This window comes from Streptomyces sp. NPDC001507, from assembly GCF_042894765.1.
Lineage (GTDB): Bacteria > Actinomycetota > Actinomycetes > Streptomycetales > Streptomycetaceae > Streptomyces.
This window is the reverse complement of the sequence record NZ_JBIAVV010000002.1, coordinates 661,358-681,474: the sequence shown is the minus strand read 5'-3', so window position 1 is coordinate 681,474 and position 20,117 is coordinate 661,358. Positions and strand designations below refer to the sequence as shown.

15 protein-coding genes are annotated in these 20,117 nt (G+C 71.9%); 5 read left to right on the top strand and 10 right to left on the bottom strand.

Annotation, left to right across the window (positions count from 1 at the left end; genetic code table 11):
• The first annotated feature begins 39 nt into the window (after positions 1 to 39).
• On the top strand, positions 40 to 339 hold the full coding sequence (locus tag ACFY0K_RS09205) for a DUF6343 family protein (RefSeq protein ID WP_351958351.1): 300 nt from the start codon (positions 40 to 42) through the stop codon (positions 337 to 339).
• Positions 340 to 444: 105 nt separating this feature from the next.
• On the opposite strand, the gene ACFY0K_RS09200 is transcribed toward ACFY0K_RS09205, so the two are convergent.
• The 5 genes from ACFY0K_RS09200 to rpsA all read right to left on the bottom strand — a co-directional run bounded on the left by ACFY0K_RS09200 (position 445) and on the right by rpsA (position 5,974).
• On the bottom strand, positions 445 to 831 hold the full coding sequence (locus ACFY0K_RS09200; RefSeq protein ID WP_093504386.1) for a tetratricopeptide repeat protein: 387 nt from the start codon (positions 829 to 831) through the stop codon (positions 445 to 447).
• A 50-nt stretch (positions 832 to 881) separates the two neighbouring features.
• Complete coding sequence (gene coaE / locus ACFY0K_RS09195; RefSeq protein ID WP_390639276.1) at positions 882 to 1,514, bottom strand: dephospho-CoA kinase; 633 nt, start codon at positions 1,512 to 1,514, stop codon at positions 882 to 884.
• Between the two features lie 54 nt (positions 1,515 to 1,568).
• Positions 1,569 to 2,507 (bottom strand): PAC2 family protein, encoded by a 939-nt coding sequence (locus tag ACFY0K_RS09190; protein WP_352355407.1) that lies wholly within the window; start codon positions 2,505 to 2,507, stop codon positions 1,569 to 1,571.
• 151 nt (positions 2,508 to 2,658) lie between these two features.
• Positions 2,659 to 4,185, bottom strand: a complete 1,527-nt coding sequence (locus tag ACFY0K_RS09185) for a flavin monoamine oxidase family protein (RefSeq protein WP_390639475.1) — start codon at positions 4,183 to 4,185, stop codon at positions 2,659 to 2,661.
• A gap of 292 nt (positions 4,186 to 4,477) precedes the next feature.
• Positions 4,478 to 5,974 carry a 30S ribosomal protein S1 gene (rpsA, locus tag ACFY0K_RS09180; RefSeq protein ID WP_046729628.1) on the bottom strand — a complete coding sequence of 499 codons (1,497 nt, stop codon included), beginning with the start codon at positions 5,972 to 5,974 and terminating at the stop codon, positions 4,478 to 4,480.
• A gap of 368 nt (positions 5,975 to 6,342) precedes the next feature.
• Here rpsA and ACFY0K_RS09175 point away from each other — a divergent pair, with 368 nt between their 5' ends.
• Positions 6,343 to 7,191, top strand: coding sequence for a class I SAM-dependent methyltransferase (locus ACFY0K_RS09175; protein ID WP_390639474.1), 849 nt, complete (start codon positions 6,343 to 6,345; stop codon positions 7,189 to 7,191).
• A 62-nt stretch (positions 7,192 to 7,253) separates the two neighbouring features.
• Positions 7,254 to 9,731 carry an ATP-dependent helicase HrpB gene (gene hrpB / locus ACFY0K_RS09170; protein ID WP_390639275.1) on the top strand — a complete coding sequence of 826 codons (2,478 nt, stop codon included), beginning with the start codon at positions 7,254 to 7,256 and terminating at the stop codon, positions 9,729 to 9,731.
• On the opposite strand, the gene ACFY0K_RS09165 is transcribed toward hrpB, so the two are convergent.
• The 3 genes from ACFY0K_RS09165 to ACFY0K_RS09155 all read right to left on the bottom strand — a co-directional run bounded on the left by ACFY0K_RS09165 (position 9,721) and on the right by ACFY0K_RS09155 (position 12,793).
• Positions 9,721 to 10,713, bottom strand: a complete 993-nt coding sequence (locus ACFY0K_RS09165) for a DUF3068 domain-containing protein (protein WP_390639274.1) — start codon at positions 10,711 to 10,713, stop codon at positions 9,721 to 9,723. The genes hrpB and ACFY0K_RS09165 overlap by 11 nt on opposite strands.
• A gap of 21 nt (positions 10,714 to 10,734) precedes the next feature.
• On the bottom strand, positions 10,735 to 10,869 hold the full coding sequence (locus tag ACFY0K_RS09160; RefSeq protein ID WP_352355399.1) for an SPW_0924 family protein: 135 nt from the start codon (positions 10,867 to 10,869) through the stop codon (positions 10,735 to 10,737).
• Between the two features lie 151 nt (positions 10,870 to 11,020).
• On the bottom strand, positions 11,021 to 12,793 hold the full coding sequence (locus tag ACFY0K_RS09155) for a lytic transglycosylase domain-containing protein (protein WP_390639273.1): 1,773 nt from the start codon (positions 12,791 to 12,793) through the stop codon (positions 11,021 to 11,023).
• Positions 12,794 to 13,105: 312 nt separating this feature from the next.
• Between ACFY0K_RS09155 and ACFY0K_RS09150 the strand changes: the two genes are divergently transcribed.
• A complete protein-coding gene (locus ACFY0K_RS09150; RefSeq protein ID WP_390639272.1) occupies positions 13,106 to 13,945 on the top strand; it encodes a DUF4184 family protein in 840 nt (279 codons plus the stop codon).
• Here ACFY0K_RS09150 and ACFY0K_RS09145 read toward each other — a convergent pair.
• Entirely contained in the window at positions 13,881 to 14,258 is a 378-nt protein-coding gene (locus ACFY0K_RS09145; RefSeq protein ID WP_390639271.1) for a hypothetical protein, read from the bottom strand. The genes ACFY0K_RS09150 and ACFY0K_RS09145 overlap by 65 nt on opposite strands.
• 234 nt (positions 14,259 to 14,492) lie before the next feature.
• A complete protein-coding gene (polA, locus tag ACFY0K_RS09140; RefSeq protein ID WP_390639270.1) occupies positions 14,493 to 17,219 on the bottom strand; it encodes a DNA polymerase I in 2,727 nt (908 codons plus the stop codon).
• A 526-nt stretch (positions 17,220 to 17,745) separates the two neighbouring features.
• Between polA and ACFY0K_RS09135 the strand changes: the two genes are divergently transcribed.
• Complete coding sequence (locus tag ACFY0K_RS09135; protein WP_390639269.1) at positions 17,746 to 20,040, top strand: FdhF/YdeP family oxidoreductase; 2,295 nt, start codon at positions 17,746 to 17,748, stop codon at positions 20,038 to 20,040.
• Positions 20,041 to 20,117 lie beyond the last annotated feature (77 nt).

Below are 20,117 nucleotides of genomic sequence, written 5' to 3'. Positions count from 1 at the left end.
GGTCGAGGAGTACGTTGCAGACAGGAACGGTGATCCGGAATGCGTACAGGCAGTGAACCGGTGACCGCCCGCAGTGCCCTGCGGGCGCGGTTGTGGCTGAGCGTGTGGGGGCTGGCCTGGGCCGTCTTCGGCACGGCGGCGTTCGCGCTGCTGGGGCGACCCGGCTGGGCCGCCGCCTGCGGGGTGCTGTGGCTGGTGGCCACCGTCGACATGGCCGTGATCCTCAGGCACATCCGGCAGGGCCCGCACTACCAACCGGGCCGCGATGTGCCGCCGTACCGGCCCGCGGACAGCCGCCCGCCGCCGTTCCGGCACCCGCCGCAGCACGGTCACCCCTGAGGGAGCGTCCCGACACCTTCCGTCGGCCGCCCATATGCCGTCGCCCCATGCGCCCCCGGCTCACGCGCCGCCGGTTCACGCGCCGTCGGCCCTCGCGCCGCCGGCTCACGCGTCGCTGTCGAAGCGGGCCGCTTTCAGGTACTCCGGGTTCGGGTCCAGGGCGGCCGCCAGCCGGAAGTGGCGTATCGCGAGGTCGGCGCGGCCCTGGCGCTGGTAGGTGCGGGCGAGCGCGAAGTGGGCGAACGCGTTGTCCGGCTCGCGCTCCAGGACGATGGTGAACTCCAGCTCGGCGGGGCGCAGCTGCGCGGCGGCGAAGAAGGCACGCGCGCGCAGCAGCCGGGCGGCGGTGTTCTCGGGGTGCGCTCCGATCACTCCGTCGAGCAGCTTCACCGCGCCCCGCGGGTCCCGTGCGTTGAGCAGTTGCTCCGCGGCACGGAAGTCGATGACATGCGTCTCCGGAGTACGTCCGGTCGAACCGCTGGTCTCGGGCACGGCAAAGTCCTTCCCTCACTGAAGCGGTTCAACGCCCGGACGGGTCCCCGCTATTTCGTGGACGCATTCCGCTCGCCCGGACCGGACGAGCGCGCGCGGCGCAGAAGGTCGGCCCACACGTCCCCGACCCGCTGCCGGAGCGCGTCCAGGGGCACGTCGTTGTCGATCACGATGTCGGCGATCTCCAGGCGCTTCTCGCGGGTCGCCTGCGCGGCCATACGGGCACGGGCGTCCTCCTCGGTCATCCCCCGCAGCCGTGTCAGCCGGTCGAGCTGGGTCTCGGGAGCGGTGTCCACGACGACCACGACGTCGTAGAGCTGCGCGAGGCCGTTCTCCGCGAGGAGCGGGACGTCGTGGACCACCACGGCGTCGTCGGCGGCCGCGCTCTCCAGCTCGCGGGACCGGGCCCCGACGAGGGGGTGCACGATCGAGTTCAGTACGGCCAGTCTCGCGGGGTCGGCGAAGACGATCGAGCCGAGCCTGGGCCGGTCCAGGCTGCCGTCGGCGGCCAGCACCTCCGGGCCGAAGGCCTCGGTCACGGCGGCCAGACCGGGGGTCCCGGGCGCGACGACCTCACGCGCGATGCGGTCCGCGTCGATCAGCACCGCACCGTGCTCGACGAGCAGCCGCGACACCTCGCTCTTGCCGGCTCCGATCCCGCCGGTGAGGCCTACTTTCAGCATGTCCCGAAGCTTAGGCCCTGCCACCGGCACCGGCCGGGACAGGGCCCGCCGGTCTCAGTTCTCGCCCTCCCGCTCCGCGAGGAAGCGCTCGAATTCGAGGCCGATCTCGTCCGCCGAGGGGATCTCCACCGGCTCGGCGAGCATGTTGCCCCGGGTCTCGGCGCCCGCGGCCGCGTCGTACTGGTGCTCAAGGCCCTGCACGAGGGCGGTCAGTTCCTCGTCGCCCTCCTGGATCTGGCTGTCGATCTCCGTCTGGGTGCGGTGCGCGTCCGTGCGCAGGGCGTGCGCGATGCCCGGGAGGACCAGGCCGGTGGCGGCCGTGACGGCTTCCAGGACGGTCAGGGCGGCGTCCGGGTAGGGCGAGCGGGCGATGTAGTGCGGCACGTGCGCGGCGACGCCCAGGACGTCGTGTCCGGCCTCCATGAGACGGAACTCGAGCAGCGCCTCGGCGCTGCCGGGCACCTGGGCCTCGTCGAACGGGCTGCGGTGCCCGGGAACCAGGTCGGTGCGGTTGCCGTGCGGGGTGAGGCCGACGGGGCGGGTGTGCGGGACGCCCATGGGGATGCCGTGGAAGTTCACGGACAGGCGGACGCCGAGCCGCTCCACGATCTGCCGTACGGCCGCGGCGAAGCGCTCCCACTCGACGTCCGGCTCGGGGCCGGACAGCAGCAGGAAGGGGGCGCCGGTGGCGTCCTGCACCAGGCGGACCTCGATGCTGGGCTCCTCGTACTCGGTCCAGCGGTCCCGCTTGAAGGTCAGCAGCGGGCGGCGGGCCCGGTAGTCCACGAGCCGGTCGTGGTCGAAGCGGGCGACGACCTGGTGGGGCAGCGAGTCGAGGAGCCGGTCGACGATCTGGTCGCCGGTCTCACCCGCGTCGATGTATCCGTCGAAGTGGTAGAGCATGACAAGACCGGCCGACTCCTGGGCCAGCGCCATGTCGACGACTGCCAGCCCCTTCGGCTCCCATGCGTACAAACCCTGCGGATCAAGCACTGTGACCGCTCCTCCTCGTGTTCGTACGGGTCAACGCGGCACTGACCACAGGCATTCCCGCCGCCCCACTGAACAGGCCCCTCTCACCGCCTTCTCATCCCGGGAACGAACATCCCGGGAACGAATGAGGGTGCACGCGCGCGTGCCGGGGTCAGGCCGCCATCACGCGCGCGTGGAGCGCCGTCACCGCCTTGCGTGCCGAGCTGAACGCGCCGTGCTGCCAGGCGTCCGTGTAGCTGAGCCAGTCGCCGGCGAACCAGACCCTGCCCGCGGGCTCGTTCAGGGGCTTGTAGCGCGCGTCGTCGGGGCCGCCGGGAGTGTCGTGCCAGGCGGCCTCCAGGTGCGGTGTCTGGCGCCAGTGGTGGGAGAAGGAGGAGGCGAGTTCGGTGCGGTACTTGTCGCCGTAGATCTTCACTCCGGCGGCGACCGCGCGCCGTTCCCGCTGGGCCGGGGTGAGCCTGGCGTAGGAGTCGGCGTCGTCGTCGTAGTTGTAGTAGCCGATGAGGACGCCCCGTTCGCCGTGGAAGCCGTACGAGGGGTGCCAGATGTGGGTGACGTCCTGGTCGGTCTCGGTGATGCCGCCGTAGATGCGGTGGTCCAGCTCCCACCAGCGGGAGCGGTATTCGAGGCCGATCTTGGCGGCCGACGACGGGGTGACGGCCTCCAGGGCGCTCTGCACGCCGGAGCCCAGGTTGTGCGGGACCTTGGCGAGGATGTTGGGCGGCATCGCGGCCACGCAGTAGTCGGCCTCGACGACCTTGGTACGGCCGCCCTGGGTGTACGTCACGGTGACGCCGTGGCCCGTGTCGGAGATCCTGGAGACGACGGCTCCGGTACGTATGCGGCGGTCGCCTATCGCCCGGGTGAGCGCCTTCGGTATCTGGTCCATGCCGCCGACCGGCTGGAACATCAGCATGGCCTGGTCGAAGCCGAACTCGAAGGAGAAGTAGCGCCCGGCCCCGCTCGCCAGCACCGCGGAGGCGGTCGGGACGTCGCCGAGGAGCACACCGGGGGTGCCGGCGGCGGCCGGTACGGTCGTGTATCCGCGCCGTTCACCGCCTTCGTACGTCAGTTTGTCGCCGAGTTCGCCCCAGTCCTTGAGGAACTCGACGAGCCGCTCCTGGTCGGTGGCCGTCAACGCCGCGTCCAGCGCGCCCTTGTTCGTCGCTTTCGCGAGCAACTCCGAGACGTAGCCGTACACGTCGGCCTTGGCGGTGCGGTACCGCTCGGGCCTCGTCATGCCGGCGGACTCGTTGTAGATGTAGGCGTCGGCGTTGACGTTCGTGAACACCTGGATGGGGACGCCGAGTTCGCGACAGTAGTCGAGGGTGATCATCCACTGCGGGATCCGGGCCGGCCCGGCGTTCATGTAGTGGCCGTCGGCGAACCGCGCGGTCTGCGTGTTGCCGTAGAGGTCGGTGGTGGAGTCGCCGCCGCGCACGGTGAAGTTGCGTCCGCCGGTGCGGTCCCTGGCCTCCAGGATCGTACAGTCGTAGCCGGCTTTGCCGAGTTCGTAGGCGGTCGCGAGGCCGGCGATTCCGCCGCCGAGTATGACCACCCTCGCTGCGGCGCGCCCGGTGAGGGTGAAGTCGCTCGCGCTGAGCGCCCGGAACGGCTGTTCGCGCTGGGCGGCCTGGGCGGTGGGGGCGAGACCGAGCGCTCCCATGGTGGCGAACATGGCCCCGGCGCCGCCGGTGAGACCGACGTTCCGCAGGAACGCTCTCCGGCTCGTCCCCGACCTGTACTGAGGCTGTGCCATCACGCGACTCCCCTTCCGATCTTGAACGAAGACCGGGGAAGCGTCCCAGCGCCGCGTTACGGCCCTGCGATTACTCGTGTATCTCACACGTTTCTGCGATCTGGGCATTACGGCGGGGGCACGGCCGACTCCCTCCCCCCAAAAAAAACCGAGGGACCGCACCTCGGAAGGTACGGCCCCTCAGTTGTCTGCTAAGCCCAGCGGCTAGCGATCAGCTCTGGCCTCCGGCCAGCTTCTCGCGCAGCGCGGCCAGCGCCTCGTCCGAGGCCAGCGCACCGGAGGTGTCGGCGCCCTCGGAGGAGTACGAACCGCCACCGGCGGCCGGAGCCGCACCCGCGGCGTCGCCACCCTCGGCGGCGGCAGCGGCGTCGGCCTCGCGGCTCTTGATGACCTGCTGCTGGTGCTGCTCGAACCGCTGCTGCGCCTCGGCGTACTGGTGCTCCCACGCCTCGCGCTGGGTCTCGTAGCCCTCGAGCCAGTCGTTGGTCTCGGGGTCGAAGCCCTCGGGGTAGATGTAGTTGCCCTGGTCGTCGTAGGACGCGGCCATGCCGTACAGGGTCGGGTCGAACTCGACCGTGGCCGGGTCGGCACCGAAGGCCTCGTTGGCCTGCTTCAGCGAGAGGCTGATGCGGCGGCGCTCGAGGTCGATGTCGATGACCTTGACGAAGATCTCGTCGTTGACCTGGACGACCTGCTCCGGGATCTCCACGTGGCGCTCGGCCAGCTCGGAGATGTGGACCAGACCCTCGATGCCCTCGTCCACGCGGACGAACGCACCGAACGGAACCAGCTTCGTGACCTTGCCGGGCACGACCTGGCCGATCTGGTGGGTGCGGGCGAACTGCTGCCACGGGTCTTCCTGGGTCGCCTTCAGCGACAGGGAGACGCGCTCGCGGTCCATGTCGACGTCGAGGACCTCGACGGTGACCTCCTGGCCGACCTCGACGACCTCGGAGGGGTGGTCGATGTGCTTCCAGGACAGCTCGGAGACGTGGACCAGACCGTCGACGCCACCCAGGTCCACGAAGGCACCGAAGTTGACGATCGAGGAGACCACACCGGAGCGGACCTGACCCTTCTGGAGGGTCGTGAGGAACGTCTGGCGGACCTCGGACTGGGTCTGCTCCAGCCAGGCACGGCGGGACAGGACCACGTTGTTGCGGTTCTTGTCCAGCTCGATGATCTTCGCCTCGAGCTCCTTGCCCACGTAGGGCTGGAGGTCGCGGACGCGGCGCATCTCGACCAGGGAGGCCGGGAGGAAGCCGCGGAGGCCGATGTCGAGGATGAGACCACCCTTGACGACCTCGATGACGGTACCGGTGACGATGCCGTCCTCTTCCTTGATCTTCTCGATGGTGCCCCAGGCACGCTCGTACTGGGCGCGCTTCTTCGAGAGGATCAGGCGGCCTTCCTTGTCCTCCTTCTGGAGGACGAGGGCCTCGATCTCGTCACCGACGGCGACGACCTCGTTCGGGTCGACGTCGTGCTTGATCGAGAGCTCGCGGCTCGGGATGACACCTTCGGTCTTGTAACCGATGTCGAGCAGGACCTCGTCCCGGTCGACCTTCACGATGACGCCGTCGACGATGTCGCCGTCGTTGAAGTACTTGATCGTCTCGTCGATCGCGGCGAGGAAGGCTTCCTCGTTACCGATGTCGTTGACCGCTACCTGCGGGGTGGTGGCGGTGGTCTCGGTGCTGCTCGTCATGTGGGAAAGGGCTCCGGTACGGACATTGAAGTCGTAGGTACTGCTTACGCCGGGAGCCCGTTTCGCTCTGATGAAGCCGGACAGCCAAGGAAGCGCCACACAAAACCACTGGTGGCGCCTCGAAAACCGAGGGGACATACAACAGATGCGAGCGCAGCCTGCTACGTCTGAGGTGCGCAGGCCCGCAGCGCAACTTGTAGCATACGGGGGCAGCCGGGCAGGGTCAATGCGCGAAGGCGCACACCCGGGGCGGATCGCCGCATACCCGGCACAAGAAACGTCCCACCAGGCCACGCAGGCCTGAAACACCTCGTCCGTGACACGCCCGTGACGGGGTTGGACGGAAGAGTACGACGAGGGAGCCGATCATCCAAGAGCCCGATTCGTTCGACCTGGAAGCGGCCGGTGCGACGGCCGGCGCCGAGGCCGAACCGGAAGCCACCCGGCGTGCCGCCGGGGTCGCGGAGAGCAGCCGGGCCAACCGGGGCTGGTGGGACCGCAACGCCGACGAGTACCAGGTCGAGCACGGCACGTTCCTCGGCGACGACCGTTTCGTGTGGGGTCCCGAGGGCCTCGACGAGGTGGAGGCGGAGCTGCTCGGGCCGCCGGAGGAGCTCAAGGGCAAGGACGTCCTGGAGATCGGCGCCGGCGCGGCCCAGTGCGCGCGCTGGCTGGCCGCCCAGGGTGCCCGGCCGGTCGCCCTGGACCTCTCGCACCGCCAGCTCCAGCACGCGCTGCGCATCGGCGGATCGTTTCCCCTGGTCTGCGCGGACGCGGGCGCGCTGCCCTTCGCGGACGCCTCCTTCGACCTGGTGTGCTCGGCGTACGGGGCGCTTCCCTTCGTCGCCGATCCGCGTCTGGTGCTGCGCGAGGCGCGCCGCGTGCTGCGGCCGGGCGGCCGGTTCGTCTTCTCGGTGACCCACCCGATCCGCTGGGCGTTCCCGGACGAGCCCGGCCCCGAGGGGCTCTCGGTCTCCGCCTCCTACTTCGACCGGACGCCGTACGTCGAGCAGGACGAGGACGGCCGCGCGGTGTACGTCGAGCACCACCGCACGCTCGGCGACCGGGTCCGGGACATCGCCTCCTCGGGTTTCCGGCTCGTCGACCTGGTGGAGCCGGAGTGGCCGGCCTGGAACACCTCCGAATGGGGCGGCTGGTCCCCGCTGCGGGGCAATCTGATCCCCGGGACGGCCATCTTCGTGTGCGAGCGGGACTGAGCGCACCGGCTGAGCGCACGCGCGCGTGCGGGGCGTTTGCGGGGGCGTACGACACTAGGGGCGTGATCCGTTACGACGCCTTGGACGCGCTGCCCGTGCGGCAGGCCCTGCCCGGCCTGCACGACGCCCTGGAGGGGCACGGCACCGCCGTCCTGGTGGCACCGCCCGGCACCGGCAAGACGACGCTGGTGCCGCTGGCGCTGGCCGGGCTGCTGGGCGACGGGCCCGCGCGCCGGGTCGTCGTGGCCGAACCGCGCCGGATCGCCGCCCGCGCGGCGGCCCGCCGGATGGCCTGGCTGCTCGGCGAGCAGGTCGGGCGGAGCGTCGGCTACACCGTGCGCGGCGAGCGGGTCGTGGGGCGGCACGCGCGCGTGGAGGTCGTCACGACCGGTGTGCTGTTGCAGCGCCTGCAACGCGACCAGGAACTGTCCGGCGTCGACGCCGTCGTCCTGGACGAGTGCCACGAGCGCCATCTGGACGCCGACACGGTGGCGGCCTTCCTCTGGGACGTGCGGGAGACCCTGCGGCCGGAGCTGCGCCTGGTGGCCGCGTCGGCCACGACGGACGCGCAGGGGTGGTCACGGCTGCTCGGCGGGGCGCCGGTCGTCGAGGCGGCCGGCGTCTCGTACCCGGTGGAGGTGGTGTGGGCGCCACCGGCCCGGCCGGTCCGGCCGCCGCACGGGATGCGGGTCGACCCGGCGCTGCTCGCGCACGTGGGGTCGGTGGTGCGCCGGGCCCTTTCCGAACGGGACGGGGACGTGCTGTGTTTTCTGCCGGGCGTCGGCGAGATCGCGCGCGTGGCGGGCCGGCTGGGTGACCTGGGGGACGTGGAGGTGCTCCAGGTGCACGGCAGGGCACCGGCCGCCGTCCAGGACGCCGTGCTGGCGCCCGGGGCACGGCGCCGGGTGGTGCTGGCCACGGCGGTCGCCGAGTCCTCGCTCACCGTCCCCGGCGTCCGGGTGGTCGTCGATGCGGGGCTCGCGCGGGAGCCGCGGGTGGACCACGCGCGCGGGCTGAGCGCGCTGGCGACGGTACGGGCGTCGCGCGCGGCCGGGCGGCAGCGGGCGGGGCGGGCCGGGCGGGAGGCGCCGGGGGCGGTGTACCGCTGCTGGTCAGAGGCGGAGGACGTCCGTCTGACGGCCTTTCCGGCCCCGGAGATCAGGGTGGCCGACCTGACCGCGTTCGCCCTCCAGGCGGCCTGCTGGGGCGATCCGGGGGCCACCGGACTGGCGCTGCTGGACCCGCCGCCGGCCGGGGCGATGGCGGCGGCGCGGGAGGTGCTGACGGCGATCGGCGCGGTCGACTCCGCCGGCCGGGCGACGGAACGTGGGGTGCGGCTGGCCCGGCTGGGGGTGCATCCGCGGCTGGGGCGGGCACTGCTGGACACCCCGGGCGGGGGCGCCGAGGTGGTCGCGCTGCTGAGCGAGGAGCCGCCGCGGGAGTACGGGGACGACCTGGCGGCCGCGCTGCGCGCCGCCCGGCGGGGCGGTGACGCCTACGCGGGACGCTGGCTCGCGGAGGTACGGCGGCTGCGGACGGACGGCGAGAGCGCCTCGGGGGACGGTGTGGACGACCGCACGGTGGGTCGCGTCGCCGCGCTCGCCTTCCCCGAACGCGTCGCCAGGGCCGACGGCGGGTCGTATCTGATGGCCTCCGGCACCCGGGCCGAGCTCGGTGACGGCAGCCCGCTGCGCGGCGCGCCGTGGCTCGCGGTGGCCGTGGCGGACCGTCCGGTCGGCAGCGGACACGCGCGCGTGCGGCTCGCCGCGGTGGTGGACGAGGACACGGCCAGGTCGGCGGCGGCCCCGCTGCACGCGGAGGACCAGGAGGTCCGTTGGGCCGACGGGGACGTCGTCGCGCGGCGGGTGGAACGGCTGGGGGCGATCGAGCTCGCGGTGCGGCCGCTGCGGGACGCCGACCCGGCCCTCGTACGCGAGGCGCTCCTGGAAGGGCTGCGGCGCGAAGGGCCCGGCCTGTTGCGGTGGACGCCCGACGCCGTCGTGCTGCGGCAGCGGCTCGCGTTTCTCCGGCTGCGCCTCGGGGAGCCCTGGCCCGACGTCTGCGACGACGCGCTGCACGCGCGCGTGGACGAATGGCTGGAGCCGGAGCTCGGCCGCGCCCGCCGACGGGCCGATCTCGGGCGGATCGACGCCGGGGAGGCGCTGAAGCGGCTGCTGCCGTGGGCGGGCGGGGAGGCCGGGCGGCTGGACGAGCTGGCGCCCGAGCGGATCGCCGTACCGAGCGGGTCGCGGATCCGGGTCGACTACGGGAATCCCGAACAGCCGGTGCTCGCCGTGAAGTTGCAGGAGATGTTCGGCCTGCAGGAGTCGCCCTCGGTGGCCGGGGTGCCGGTGCTGGTGCATCTGCTGTCGCCGGCCGGCCGCCCCGCCGCGGTCACCGCCGACCTCGCCTCGTTCTGGCAGGACGGCTACAAGGGCGTGCGGGCCGAGCTGCGCGGGCGGTATCCGAAGCATCCCTGGCCCGAGGATCCCGCCACGGCCGAGCCGACCCGGCACACCAACGCACGGCTCAGGCGCTGACCGGTTCCGGGACCGGCGTGCCGGCCGGTGCAGGGTCGGCGGGGCGGCGGCCGCGGGCCTCCAGGCAGAGGGAGAGGGCGAGCAGCGCGACGCCGAGGGACAGGAACCCCCAGGGGAGGTAGGAGGTCAGCATCAGGACGAGGGTGCGGTTGTGCTTGACCAGGGCGACCGTGCTCTCGATGTAGTCCTCGCGCATCTTCACGTCGCCGGCGAAGGCCGTGACCTTGGCGCGGCCGCCCAGCAGGGTGCCGCCGCGCAGCTCCTCCTTGTGGGTCTCCTCGCCGTAGACGGGTGCCCCGGTGGCCGGCTCGACCCAGAACCTGCGGACGGTGGTGTACCAGCGGGTGGTGCCGGTCTTCGCGATGCTCTCCGGGGTGATGCCCTGCACCGGCAGCTTCTTGGGCATCGGGACCTTGGTCCAGGGAATGGTCTGCTCGAAGTAGTAGACCTCGACGCCCCGGAAGGTCTGCGTCCCCTTGTAGTGGATGGGGTTGGTGGTGCGGGTCTGCGCGTCGAAGTACTCGTAGTCGCGCTTCTCGGTCAGGAACGGGAACTTGAACTCGATGCCGTCCCGGGTCACCGGGTCGCCGTCGACCATCTCGCCGGTGGCGTGCACGGGTTCCTGGCTGTGGGCGTCGAAGATGTAGCGCTCGGGGATCTCGGAGACCATCTTGCCGTCGGGTCCCTGGACGTAGGACAGGCCGTCCCAGACGACGACGTCACGGCCCGCCGTCTTCTCGATCCTCTTCGCGGCCGCCACGTCGCCCTTGAGGGTCTGCACGATGGTGACCTGGGGAACCTTCTTCGCCTTCATGGTGCCGTAGTCGAGGAGCGTGGCGTTCTTCGCCACCAGGACCATGTCCTGGTACTGGTTCGCCGGGATCTTGGCGAGCCGCGGGAAGGCGTACCAGCGCAGCAGCGGGGACAGTGCCGCGAAGAACACGGCGAAGGCGAGCAGGACCAGACTGGCCTTGCGGCGCATCTCGGCCTCCCGGGGCGGCGGTTACGGGTGTGCGGGCACCGTCGTGAGCAGCGGCTTCGGGGACGTCTTTCCGTCCGGCGACCCGAGGGCGCCGACCGTCACCACCAGGACGAGCGCGACGGCGAGACCGGTCGCGGCGGCGATCAGGGCACGCATGCGGGACCTCTTCTCGGCCGACGTCTTCCTGATGGGTCGTCAGGTCCCGGCACCGTAGCAACGGGAGGGTGAGATGAGAACAGGTCGTACGACGACGAGGGCGCCCTCCCGCGTCGGCGGGAAGGCGCCCTGGTGGTCGTACGGCGGTGGCTCAGGAGGAGGCGGAGGCGCTCGGGGAGGCGGAGGCCGAGGCCGACGCGGATGCGGACGGGCTCGGCGAGGCAGTCGGCGACGGGCTCGACGACGGGTCGGCCGCGGCGACCGTCAGCTCCACGGTGAGCGTGGCGCCGCCGGTGGTGGTGATGCGGAGCAGGAACGTGCCGGTGGTGTCGTCCGCGTACAGCTTGGGCAGCGTGAGCCGGCCGTCCGCGTCCGTCTGGAGGTCCGTGAGGGTGCGGACGGCGTTGCCGTTCGCGTCCTTGAAGTACGGGCCCTTGTCGTTCTCGCTCGTGTCGTCCGCCGACTTGATCAGCGTGGCGGTGGCGGCGACCTTGTCGGCGACGGCGCCCTGGTAAGTGGCCTTCGCCTCCACCTGGTCGGCGAACTCGGCGCCCGGGGTACAGGTCAGCGCGGTGGTGTTGACGAGGGCGAGGGTGTCGGCGGCGCGCGCGGTGACGGTCGCGTCGTAGTCGACGCCCTTGACGGTACGCCCGACCACGCCGGCGCGGACCGTGAAGTCGCCGGTCTTCTCGCCCGCCTGGAGCGCCGGCGCGACGGCGACGCCCTTGCTGTCGGTGACGACCGTGGCGGTGTTTTCGCCGCCGCTGAAGGTCGCGTCCGTGTCCCCGACGATGGTGAAGCGGACCCGGACCTTGGCGACGGTCCGGCCGACCTTGGTCTCCGCGCGCGTGCTGATCTGCTTGCCGAACGCGTCACCGGCCATCGCCGTGAGCGTGGCGGTGCCCGCGTCCTCCAGGTGGTCCACGCTGTCGGTGGCCGTGGGCGGCAGGGTCGGCGTCGTGCTGGGGGCGCTCGGCGTGGGCCCGTGGGGCTTCGGTGTGCTCTGGCTCGGCTTCGTCGTGGAGCCGTTCGAACCGGAACCGGAACCCGAGTCGGAGCCGGTCGAGCTGTCGCTGCGGTGCGAGGGCAGCGTCCCCGTGCCGTCCGGGACCGAGTGGGTGCCCTTGCGGTAGAACTCGTACCAGGACAGGACCAGGTTGAGGTAGTCCTGCGAGTTGTTGTAGCTGAGGATCGCGCTGTTCACGTCGGCCTGGACGGACAGGTCCCAGCCGTTGCGGCACAGGTAGTGGCCGGCGGCGAGCGCCGCGTCGTAGACGTTGTTGGGGTCCTTGACACCGTCGCCGTTGCCGTCGCGGCCCGCCCACGCCCAGGTCGACGGGATGAACTGCATGGGGCCGACGGCCTGGTCGTACTGGCTGTTGCCGTCGTACTTGCCGCCGTCGGTGTCCGGGATGAGCGCGAAGCCGTTGCCGTCGAGCTGCGGGCCGAGGATCCGGTGCAGGGTGTTGCCCTCGGCGTCCACGTCACCGCCGCGGGCCTGGCCGGACTCGACCTTGCCGATGGCGGCCAGCAGCTGCCAGGGCAGGTTGCAGCCGGGCTTGGAGCCGCGCAGCTCCGCCTCTGCCTTCTTGTAGGCGTCGAGGACGGTGGCGGGGATGCCCGCCTCGGCCGCCCCACGGGAGACGGCGGTACCGATGCTCGGCGAGGTGGGCGTGGGGCTCGTGCTGGGGTTCGGGCTGTTCAGCGGCGGCAGGTCCGTGTAGTACGGCGAGTTGCCGGTGGCGCCGTCGGACGATCCGGCTCCGCCGGGCGCGGAGGTGCTGGCGCCGGCGTTGGCCTGTCTGCCCGTGTCTCCGGACGTGGCGCCCGGTGCCTGGGACGCGGACAGTGCCGCTACCGCCAACGCGGCCGCGGCGGTCGTCGCCGCTCCCTTGCACAGCCGCCTGCCGAATTGCGCCGCCATAAGGTGAACCCCTCCCGTGGACGCCTTCTGAGCGCCCGTCTCCGTCTGTCCGCTCGCCCCTGGTGTGACGGACGATCCGTTGCTGTGGTTGCCCCAGTTACCTCTTTCGCGTGGTGAGGTAGCGCATCCGGCCGTGCACGCCGGGGCGGCGACCCAGGCGACCCTACGACAACTTCCTTTCCGCGGACACCCGGCGGTGCCCGATTTTCACCAGTTGGCCATTACCCGTTGAACGATGGTGGTGTCGCGGATACTTGCCGTACGCGATCACTTGTTCGGCGCTCCGGCCGACGACTGCTCCAGGGGGCCCGGATGCCGTTCACTCTCAGCCACGCCGCCGCCGTGCTGCCCGCCGTGCGCGGCGACGGGACGGGGCGCGGGCGGCTGGTGCCGGCGGTGCTCGTCGCGGGGTCCTTCGCGCCCGACCTCACCTACTACGCGGCGAGCGCGGTGCCGGACGCGATGGAGTTCGGCGACTTCACGCACTCCTTCACCGGTGTCCTCACCGTCGACGTGCTGTTCGCCTGGGCGCTGGTCGCGCTGTGGCTGCTGGTCCGGGAACCCCTCGTGGCCCTCGTGCCCTGCGCCCGGCAGGGGCGGGTGGCCGCGCTGCTGCGCTGCGGGGCGCCACGCGCGCGTGCGGGGTTGTCGGTGGCCGCGTGGTGGTACGTCTCCGCCGTGCTCGGCGGGCTCACGCATGTGGTCTGGGACGCGTTCACGCACCACGACCGCTGGGGGACCCGGCTGGTCCCGGCCATCGGTCACGACTTCGCGGGCATGGCGCTGTACACCCTGCTCCAGTACGGCAGTTCGGTGGCCGGCGCGGCCGTGCTCGCCGTGTTCGCGGTCCGCGCGGTACGGCGGGCGCCGGGCGGGGAGCCGGTGGGGGTGCCGCTGCTGTCGGTACGGGACCGGTGGTGGGCCGGCGCCGGAATCGCCGGCTGTGCCCTGCTGGCGGCGGTGCAGCGGGCGGTGCGGTGGTGGGAGTACTGGGGGGCGGTGGCGAAGCCCTGGGAGCTGCTGCCGACGGTGCTCTTCGGAACGGGCGCGGGGCTGCTGCTCGGGGTGCTGGGGTACGCCGTGGCGGTCAGGGTGTGGCGTCCGGCTCCGGTGGCCGACGGCGTGCGGCGGAGTGCCCCGGCCGTTCGGTGAGGCTCGCCACGAACACGGTCATGGTGCGGGGGCGGCGGGGGGCGGGGAGCGCGTCGAGGAGCAGCGCGAGGTAGCTGCGGGCGAGGTCGAGCCACTGGCGCAGGTCGGGCCGGGCGCGGAGCTTGCGCCGGAGGCGGGTGACGGCTCGGCGCACGGTGACGGCGAGGTCGACGGGGATGCGGGCGGAACTGGCGCCGGCCGCCAGGGCCGGGGTCGACGGGGACGCCGTGACCTGAGCGGAGGCGGAGGCGGAACGGACCTTGGCCGGGGGTCTGCTCTGGGGCGTCCGGCGGTGAACCATACGTATACCCATGGTCGCATCCTTGCCGGTGGCGGAGGCCGAGGCGTTCTGACGGGGTCCACGCGAGTGACGTGCCCGCACCCCCTTTTACTCCTCCACCCCCACGCTTTCCCTCCTCCGCTCCCCCTCGCGCCGCCTCCCCCTGCCCTTTCACCCCTCACGCCGCCGTACCATCCCCCTCTGCCCCGCTGTCTCCTCCTCTGGGCGCCGGGGAAGCGTGCGCTCTGTCGGCTCTCGCCGTAGGCGTCAGTGTGCCGCCGATTCCCAGTCCGGGCCGACGCCCACCGAGACGTCCAGGGGAGCGCGGAGGTGGACGGCGTTGGACATCTGGTCGCGGAGGACGGCTTCGACCCGGTCCCGCTCGCCGGGGGCGATCTCCAGGACGATTTCGTCGTGGACCTGCAGGAGCATCCGGGACTTCAGCTCCGCCTCGCGGAGTGCGCCGTCCACCCTCAGCATGGCGATCTTGACGATGTCCGCCGCCGTGCCCTGGATGGGCGCGTTGAGCGCCATCCGCTCGGCCGCCTCCCGGCGCTGCCGGTTGTCGCTGTTGAGGTCGGGGAGGTAGCGGCGGCGCCCGAAGAGCGTCGCCGTGTAGCCGGTGGCGCGCGCCTCCTCGACGACGCGGCGCAGGTAGTCGCGGACCCCGCCGAACCGCTCGAAGTACGTGTCCATCAGGGCCCGGGCCTCGCCCGCGTCGATGTTCAGCTGCTGGGAGAGGCCGAAGGCGGAGAGACCGTACGCGAGGCCGTACGACATCGCCTTGATCTTGCGGCGCATCTCCGCGTCGACGGCCGAGCGGTCGACGGAGAACACCTGCGAGGCGACCGTGGTGTGCAGGTCCTCGCCGGAGGTGAACGCCTCGATCAGGCCCTCGTCCTCGGAGAGGTGGGCCATGACCCGCAGCTCGATCTGGCTGTAGTCGGCGGTCATGAGCGACTCGAAGCCCTCGCCGACGACGAAGCCCCGGCGGATCGCGCGGCCCTCGTCGGTGCGGACCGGGATGTTCTGGAGGTTCGGGTCGGTCGAGGAGAGCCGGCCGGTCGCGGCGACGGTCTGGTTGAACGTGGTGTGGATGCGGCCGTCGGCGGCGACGGTCTTGATCAGGCCCTCGACCGTGACCCGCAGTTTGGCCTGCTCGCGGTGCCGGAGCATGATCACCGGCAGCTCGTTCTCCGTCTGGCCGGCGAGCCAGGCGAGCGCGTCGGCGTCGGTGGTGTATCCGGTCTTGGTCTTCTTCGTCTTCGGGAGCGCCAGTTCGCCGAAGAGGACCTCCTGGAGCTGCTTGGGCGAGCCCAGGTTGAACTCGTGGCCGGCCGCCGCGTGCGCCTCCTTCACGGCCTGCTGCACCGCGCCCGCGAACATCTGCTCCATCGCCTCCAGGTGCGCGCGGTCGGCGGCGATGCCGTGCCGCTCCAGCCGGGCGAGCAGAGCGGAGGTGGGCAGCTCCATGTCACGGAGGAGGTCCGCGGCGCCGACCTCCTGGAGCCGGGCCTCGAAGGCCTCACCGAGGTCGAGGATGGCGCGGGCCTGGATCATCAGGGCCTCGGCCTCGGCACCGTCGTCCGCGCCGAACGCCAGCTGCCCGTCGGCCGTGGCGGCCGGGGCCAGCTCGCGGTGCAGGTACTCCAGGGACAGCGCGTCCAGGTCGAAGGAGCGGCGGCCGGGCTTGACCAGGTACGCGGCGAGCGCGGTGTCCATGGTGACGCCGTCGATGGTCCAGCCGTGCTCGGCGAAGACCCGCATGGCGCCCTTGGCGTTGTGGAAGACCTTGGGGCGGGAGGCGTCGGCCAGCCAGGCCGCCCACGCGTTCTCGTCGGCCTCGTCCAGCTTGGCGGGGTCGAACCAGGCCGCCGCTCCCTGGGCCGCGGCCAGCGCGACCTCGGCGACCGAGCCGGCGCCGAGCGCCCAGGTGTCGACGGTGGCGACGCCCAGCGGCCCGGTGCCGTGCTCCGCGAGCCAGCCGGCCAGCTCGCCGGTGCCGAGGACGGTGCCGTCGACCTCCACGCCCGCCTCGGCGACCGGCGTGGCCTCGGCCTCCTCGGCGCCGGGGTCGACGGCGTAGAGCCGCTCGCGCAGCGACGGGTTGCGGATCTCCAGGGTGTCCAGGATCATCGCGACGCTCTTGCGGTCGTACGGCGCACGCTCCAGGTCCGCGACCGTCTTCGGCAGCTCCACGCCGCGCTCCAGCTCGGTGAGCCGGCGGTTGAGCTTGACGGACTCCAGGTGGTCGCGGAGGTTCTGGCCGGCCTTGCCCTTGACCTCGTCGACGCGCTCCACCAGTTCGGCGAAGGAGCCGAACTGGTTGATCCACTTCGCGGCGGTCTTCTCGCCGACGCCGGGGATGCCGGGGAGGTTGTCGGACGGGTCGCCGCGCAGGGCGGCGAAGTCCGGGTACTGGGCGGGCGTCAAGCCGTACTTCTCGAAAACCTTCTCCGGGGTGAACCGGGTCAGCTCGGAGACGCCCTTGGTCGGGTAGAGGACCGTGGTGTGCTCGGTGACCAGCTGGAAGGAGTCGCGGTCGCCGGTGACGATCAGGACCTCGAAGCCCGCGGCCTCGGCCTGGGTGGCGAGGGTGGCGATGATGTCGTCGGCCTCGAAGCCCTCGACGGCGAAGCGCTGCGCGTGCATGGCGTCGAGCAGCTCGCCGATCAGCTCGACCTGGCCCTTGAACTCGTCCGGGGTCTTGGAGCGGTTCGCCTTGTACTCGGTGAACTCCTCGGAGCGCCAGGTCTTGCGCGAGACGTCGAACGCCACCGCGAAGTGCGTGGGCGCCTCGTCACGCAGGGTGTTGGCCAGCATCGACGCGAAGCCGTAGATCGCGTTCGTCGGCTGGCCCGTCGCGGTCGTGAAGTTCTCCGCGGGCAGCGCGAAGAACGCGCGGTACGCCAGCGAGTGCCCGTCCATGAGCATCAGCCGGGGACGGGGGCCGCCGGGGGTCTTGTCGGTCTGCTTCGCTGCTGTCTCTGCCACGCCCCCGATCCTGCCACGCCGCACTGACAGTGAGGGCCGACGGCCGGGAGTGCGGTGAGCTCGGCACCGCCGGACGGCGCCGTCGTGGCTGATCGCCGCGGCGGCGGAGAAACCCAGCGGCGGCTTCGGAGCGGGGAGAGAGCGGGGAGGGAGGGCAGGAGGTTGCCGAGGAAGCCGAAGGAGAAGCGGCCGATCATCATCTGCGGGACGTCGAATCGCGGTCCGTCAAGCGACAGCCCGCCCTGGGTGACCGCGGGGAGAGGCGGACCGGCGGCCGCACGTCGGCCGCGGGGACGCGGGGCCGGGCGGGATGCCGGGAGAGCACGGCTCTGTCAGGCGCCCTGGGTGACCGCGGGGAGAGGCTGACCGTCGGCCGCCGGGACGCGGGGCCGGGCGGGGTGCCGGGAGGGCGCGGCTCTGTCAGGCATTGGTTCCGCTTCCGCCGGGCAGCCCGTACTCGATCGTCGTCGGTGGCGCGTGCGAGGATCGGAGGCACTGTTGTGCCGGCGTAGAGAGAGAGCGTGCGATGGCGACGAAGCCGCCCAAGGAGGATCCGGTCCAGGACGCGCCGCAGGTCGCGGAGCCGAAGCACGCGGCCGCGGGGCTGCCCGCCATCGGGCACACGCTGCGCATGGCCCAGCAGCAGATGGGCGTGAAGCGCACCGCGCTGACGCTGCTGCGGGTGAACCAGAAGGACGGCTTCGACTGCCCCGGCTGCGCCTGGCCGGAGCCCGACCACCGGCACACGGCCGAGTTCTGCGAGAACGGCGCCAAGGCGGTGGCCGAGGAGGCCACCCTGCGCCGGGTGACCCCCGAGTTCTTCGCCGCGCACTCGGTCGCCGACCTGCACCACCGCAGCGGTTACTGGCTCGGCCAGCAGGGGCGGCTGACCCACCCCATGTATCTCGCCGAGGGCGCCGAGCACTACGAGCCGGTCGACTGGGAGCGCGCCTTCGACATCATCGGCGAGGAGATCTCGGCCCTCTCCTCCCCCGACGAGGCGGTCTTCTACACCTCGGGGCGGACCAGCAACGAGGCCGCGTTCCTGTACCAGCTGTTCGCGCGCGAGCTGGGCACCAACAACCTGCCGGACTGCTCCAACATGTGCCACGAGTCCTCGGGCTCGGCGCTGAGCGAGACCATCGGCATCGGCAAGGGCAGTGTCCGCCTCGAGGACCTGTACAAGGCCGACCTGATCATCGTCGCCGGGCAGAACCCGGGCACCAACCACCCCCGGATGCTCTCCGCGCTGGAGAAGGCCAAGGCCAACGGCGCGAAGATCATCAGCGTGAACCCGCTGCCGGAGGCCGGTCTGGAGCGGTTCAAGAACCCGCAGACCCCGCAGGGCATGGTCAAGGGCGCCGCCCTCACCGACCTGTTCCTGCAGATCCGCATCGGCGGCGACCAGGCCCTGTTCCGGCTCCTCAACAAGCTCGTGCTGGAGACCGAGGGCGCGGTCGACGAGGAGTTCGTGCGCGAACACACCCACGGGTACGAGGAGTTCGCGGCGGCGGCCCGCGCCGCCGACTGGCACGAGACGCTCACCGCCACCGGACTCACCCGCGAGGAGATCGAGAAGACCCTCGCCATGGTGCTCGCCTCGGAGCGCACCATCGTCTGCTGGGCCATGGGGCTCACCCAGCACAAGCACTCGGTGCCGACGATCCGGGAGGTCGTCAACTTCCTTCTGCTGCGCGGCAACATCGGCCGCCCGGGCGCGGGCGTGTGCCCGGTCCGCGGTCATTCGAACGTGCAGGGCGACCGCACGATGGGCATCTTCGAGCGGCCGGCCCCGGCCTTCCTGGACGCCCTGGAGAAGGAGTTCGGCTTCGCGCCGCCGCGCGAGCACGGCTTCGACGTCGTCCGGGCCATCCGTGCGCTGCGCGACGGCGAGGCGAAGGTCTTCTTCGCGATGGGCGGCAACTTCGTCTCCGCGACACCCGACACGGAGGTCACCGAGGCGGCGGTGCGCCGGGCCCGGCTGACCGTGCACGTGTCCACGAAGCTCAACCGCTCGCACGTCGTCACGGGCGCGCGGGCGCTGATCCTGCCGACGCTCGGCCGCACCGAGCGCGATCTCCAGGGCGGCGGCGAGCAGTTCGTCACCGTCGAGGACTCCATGGGCATGGTGCACGCCTCGCGCGGCCGCCTGGAGCCCGCGAGCCCGCACCTGCTGTCGGAGCCGGCCATCGTGTGCCGGCTGGCCCGCCGGGTGCTCGGCGACAACAGCCGTACGCCGTGGGAGGAGTTCGAGAAGGACTACGCGACGGTCCGGGACCGTATCGCGCGCGTGATCCCCGGCTTCGACGACTTCAACGCGCGCGTGGCGCACCCGGGCGGCTTCGCGCTCCCGCACGCCCCGCGGGACGAACGGCGCTTCCCGACGGCCACCGGCAAGGCGAACTTCACGGCGGCGCCGGTCGAGTACCCCGAACTGCCCGAGGGGCGGCTGCTGTTGCAGACGCTGCGCTCGCACGACCAGTACAACACCACGATCTACGGCCTGGACGACCGCTACCGGGGCATCAAGAACGGCCGCCGGGTGGTCCTGGTGAACCCGGAGGACGCGCGGCTGCTGGGCGTGGCCGACGGGTCGTACGTGGACCTGGTCGGCGAGTGGAAGGACGGCGTGGAGCGCCGGGCGCCGGGCTTCCGGGTGGTGCACTACCCGACCTCCCGGGGCTGCGCGGCCGCGTACTACCCGGAGACCAACGTGCTGGTGCCGCTCGACTCGACGGCGGACATCAGCAACACCCCGGCCAGCAAGTCCGTGGTGATCCGGCTGGAGGCGGGTGTGCCGCACCCGAGAGCCTCCGTCTGAGCGCCCGCTCAGTGCGTCTGGAAGAATCGGCGGCCGACTGAGCGTTTGCTCAGCCGAGAGAGACAGCGCACGACGAA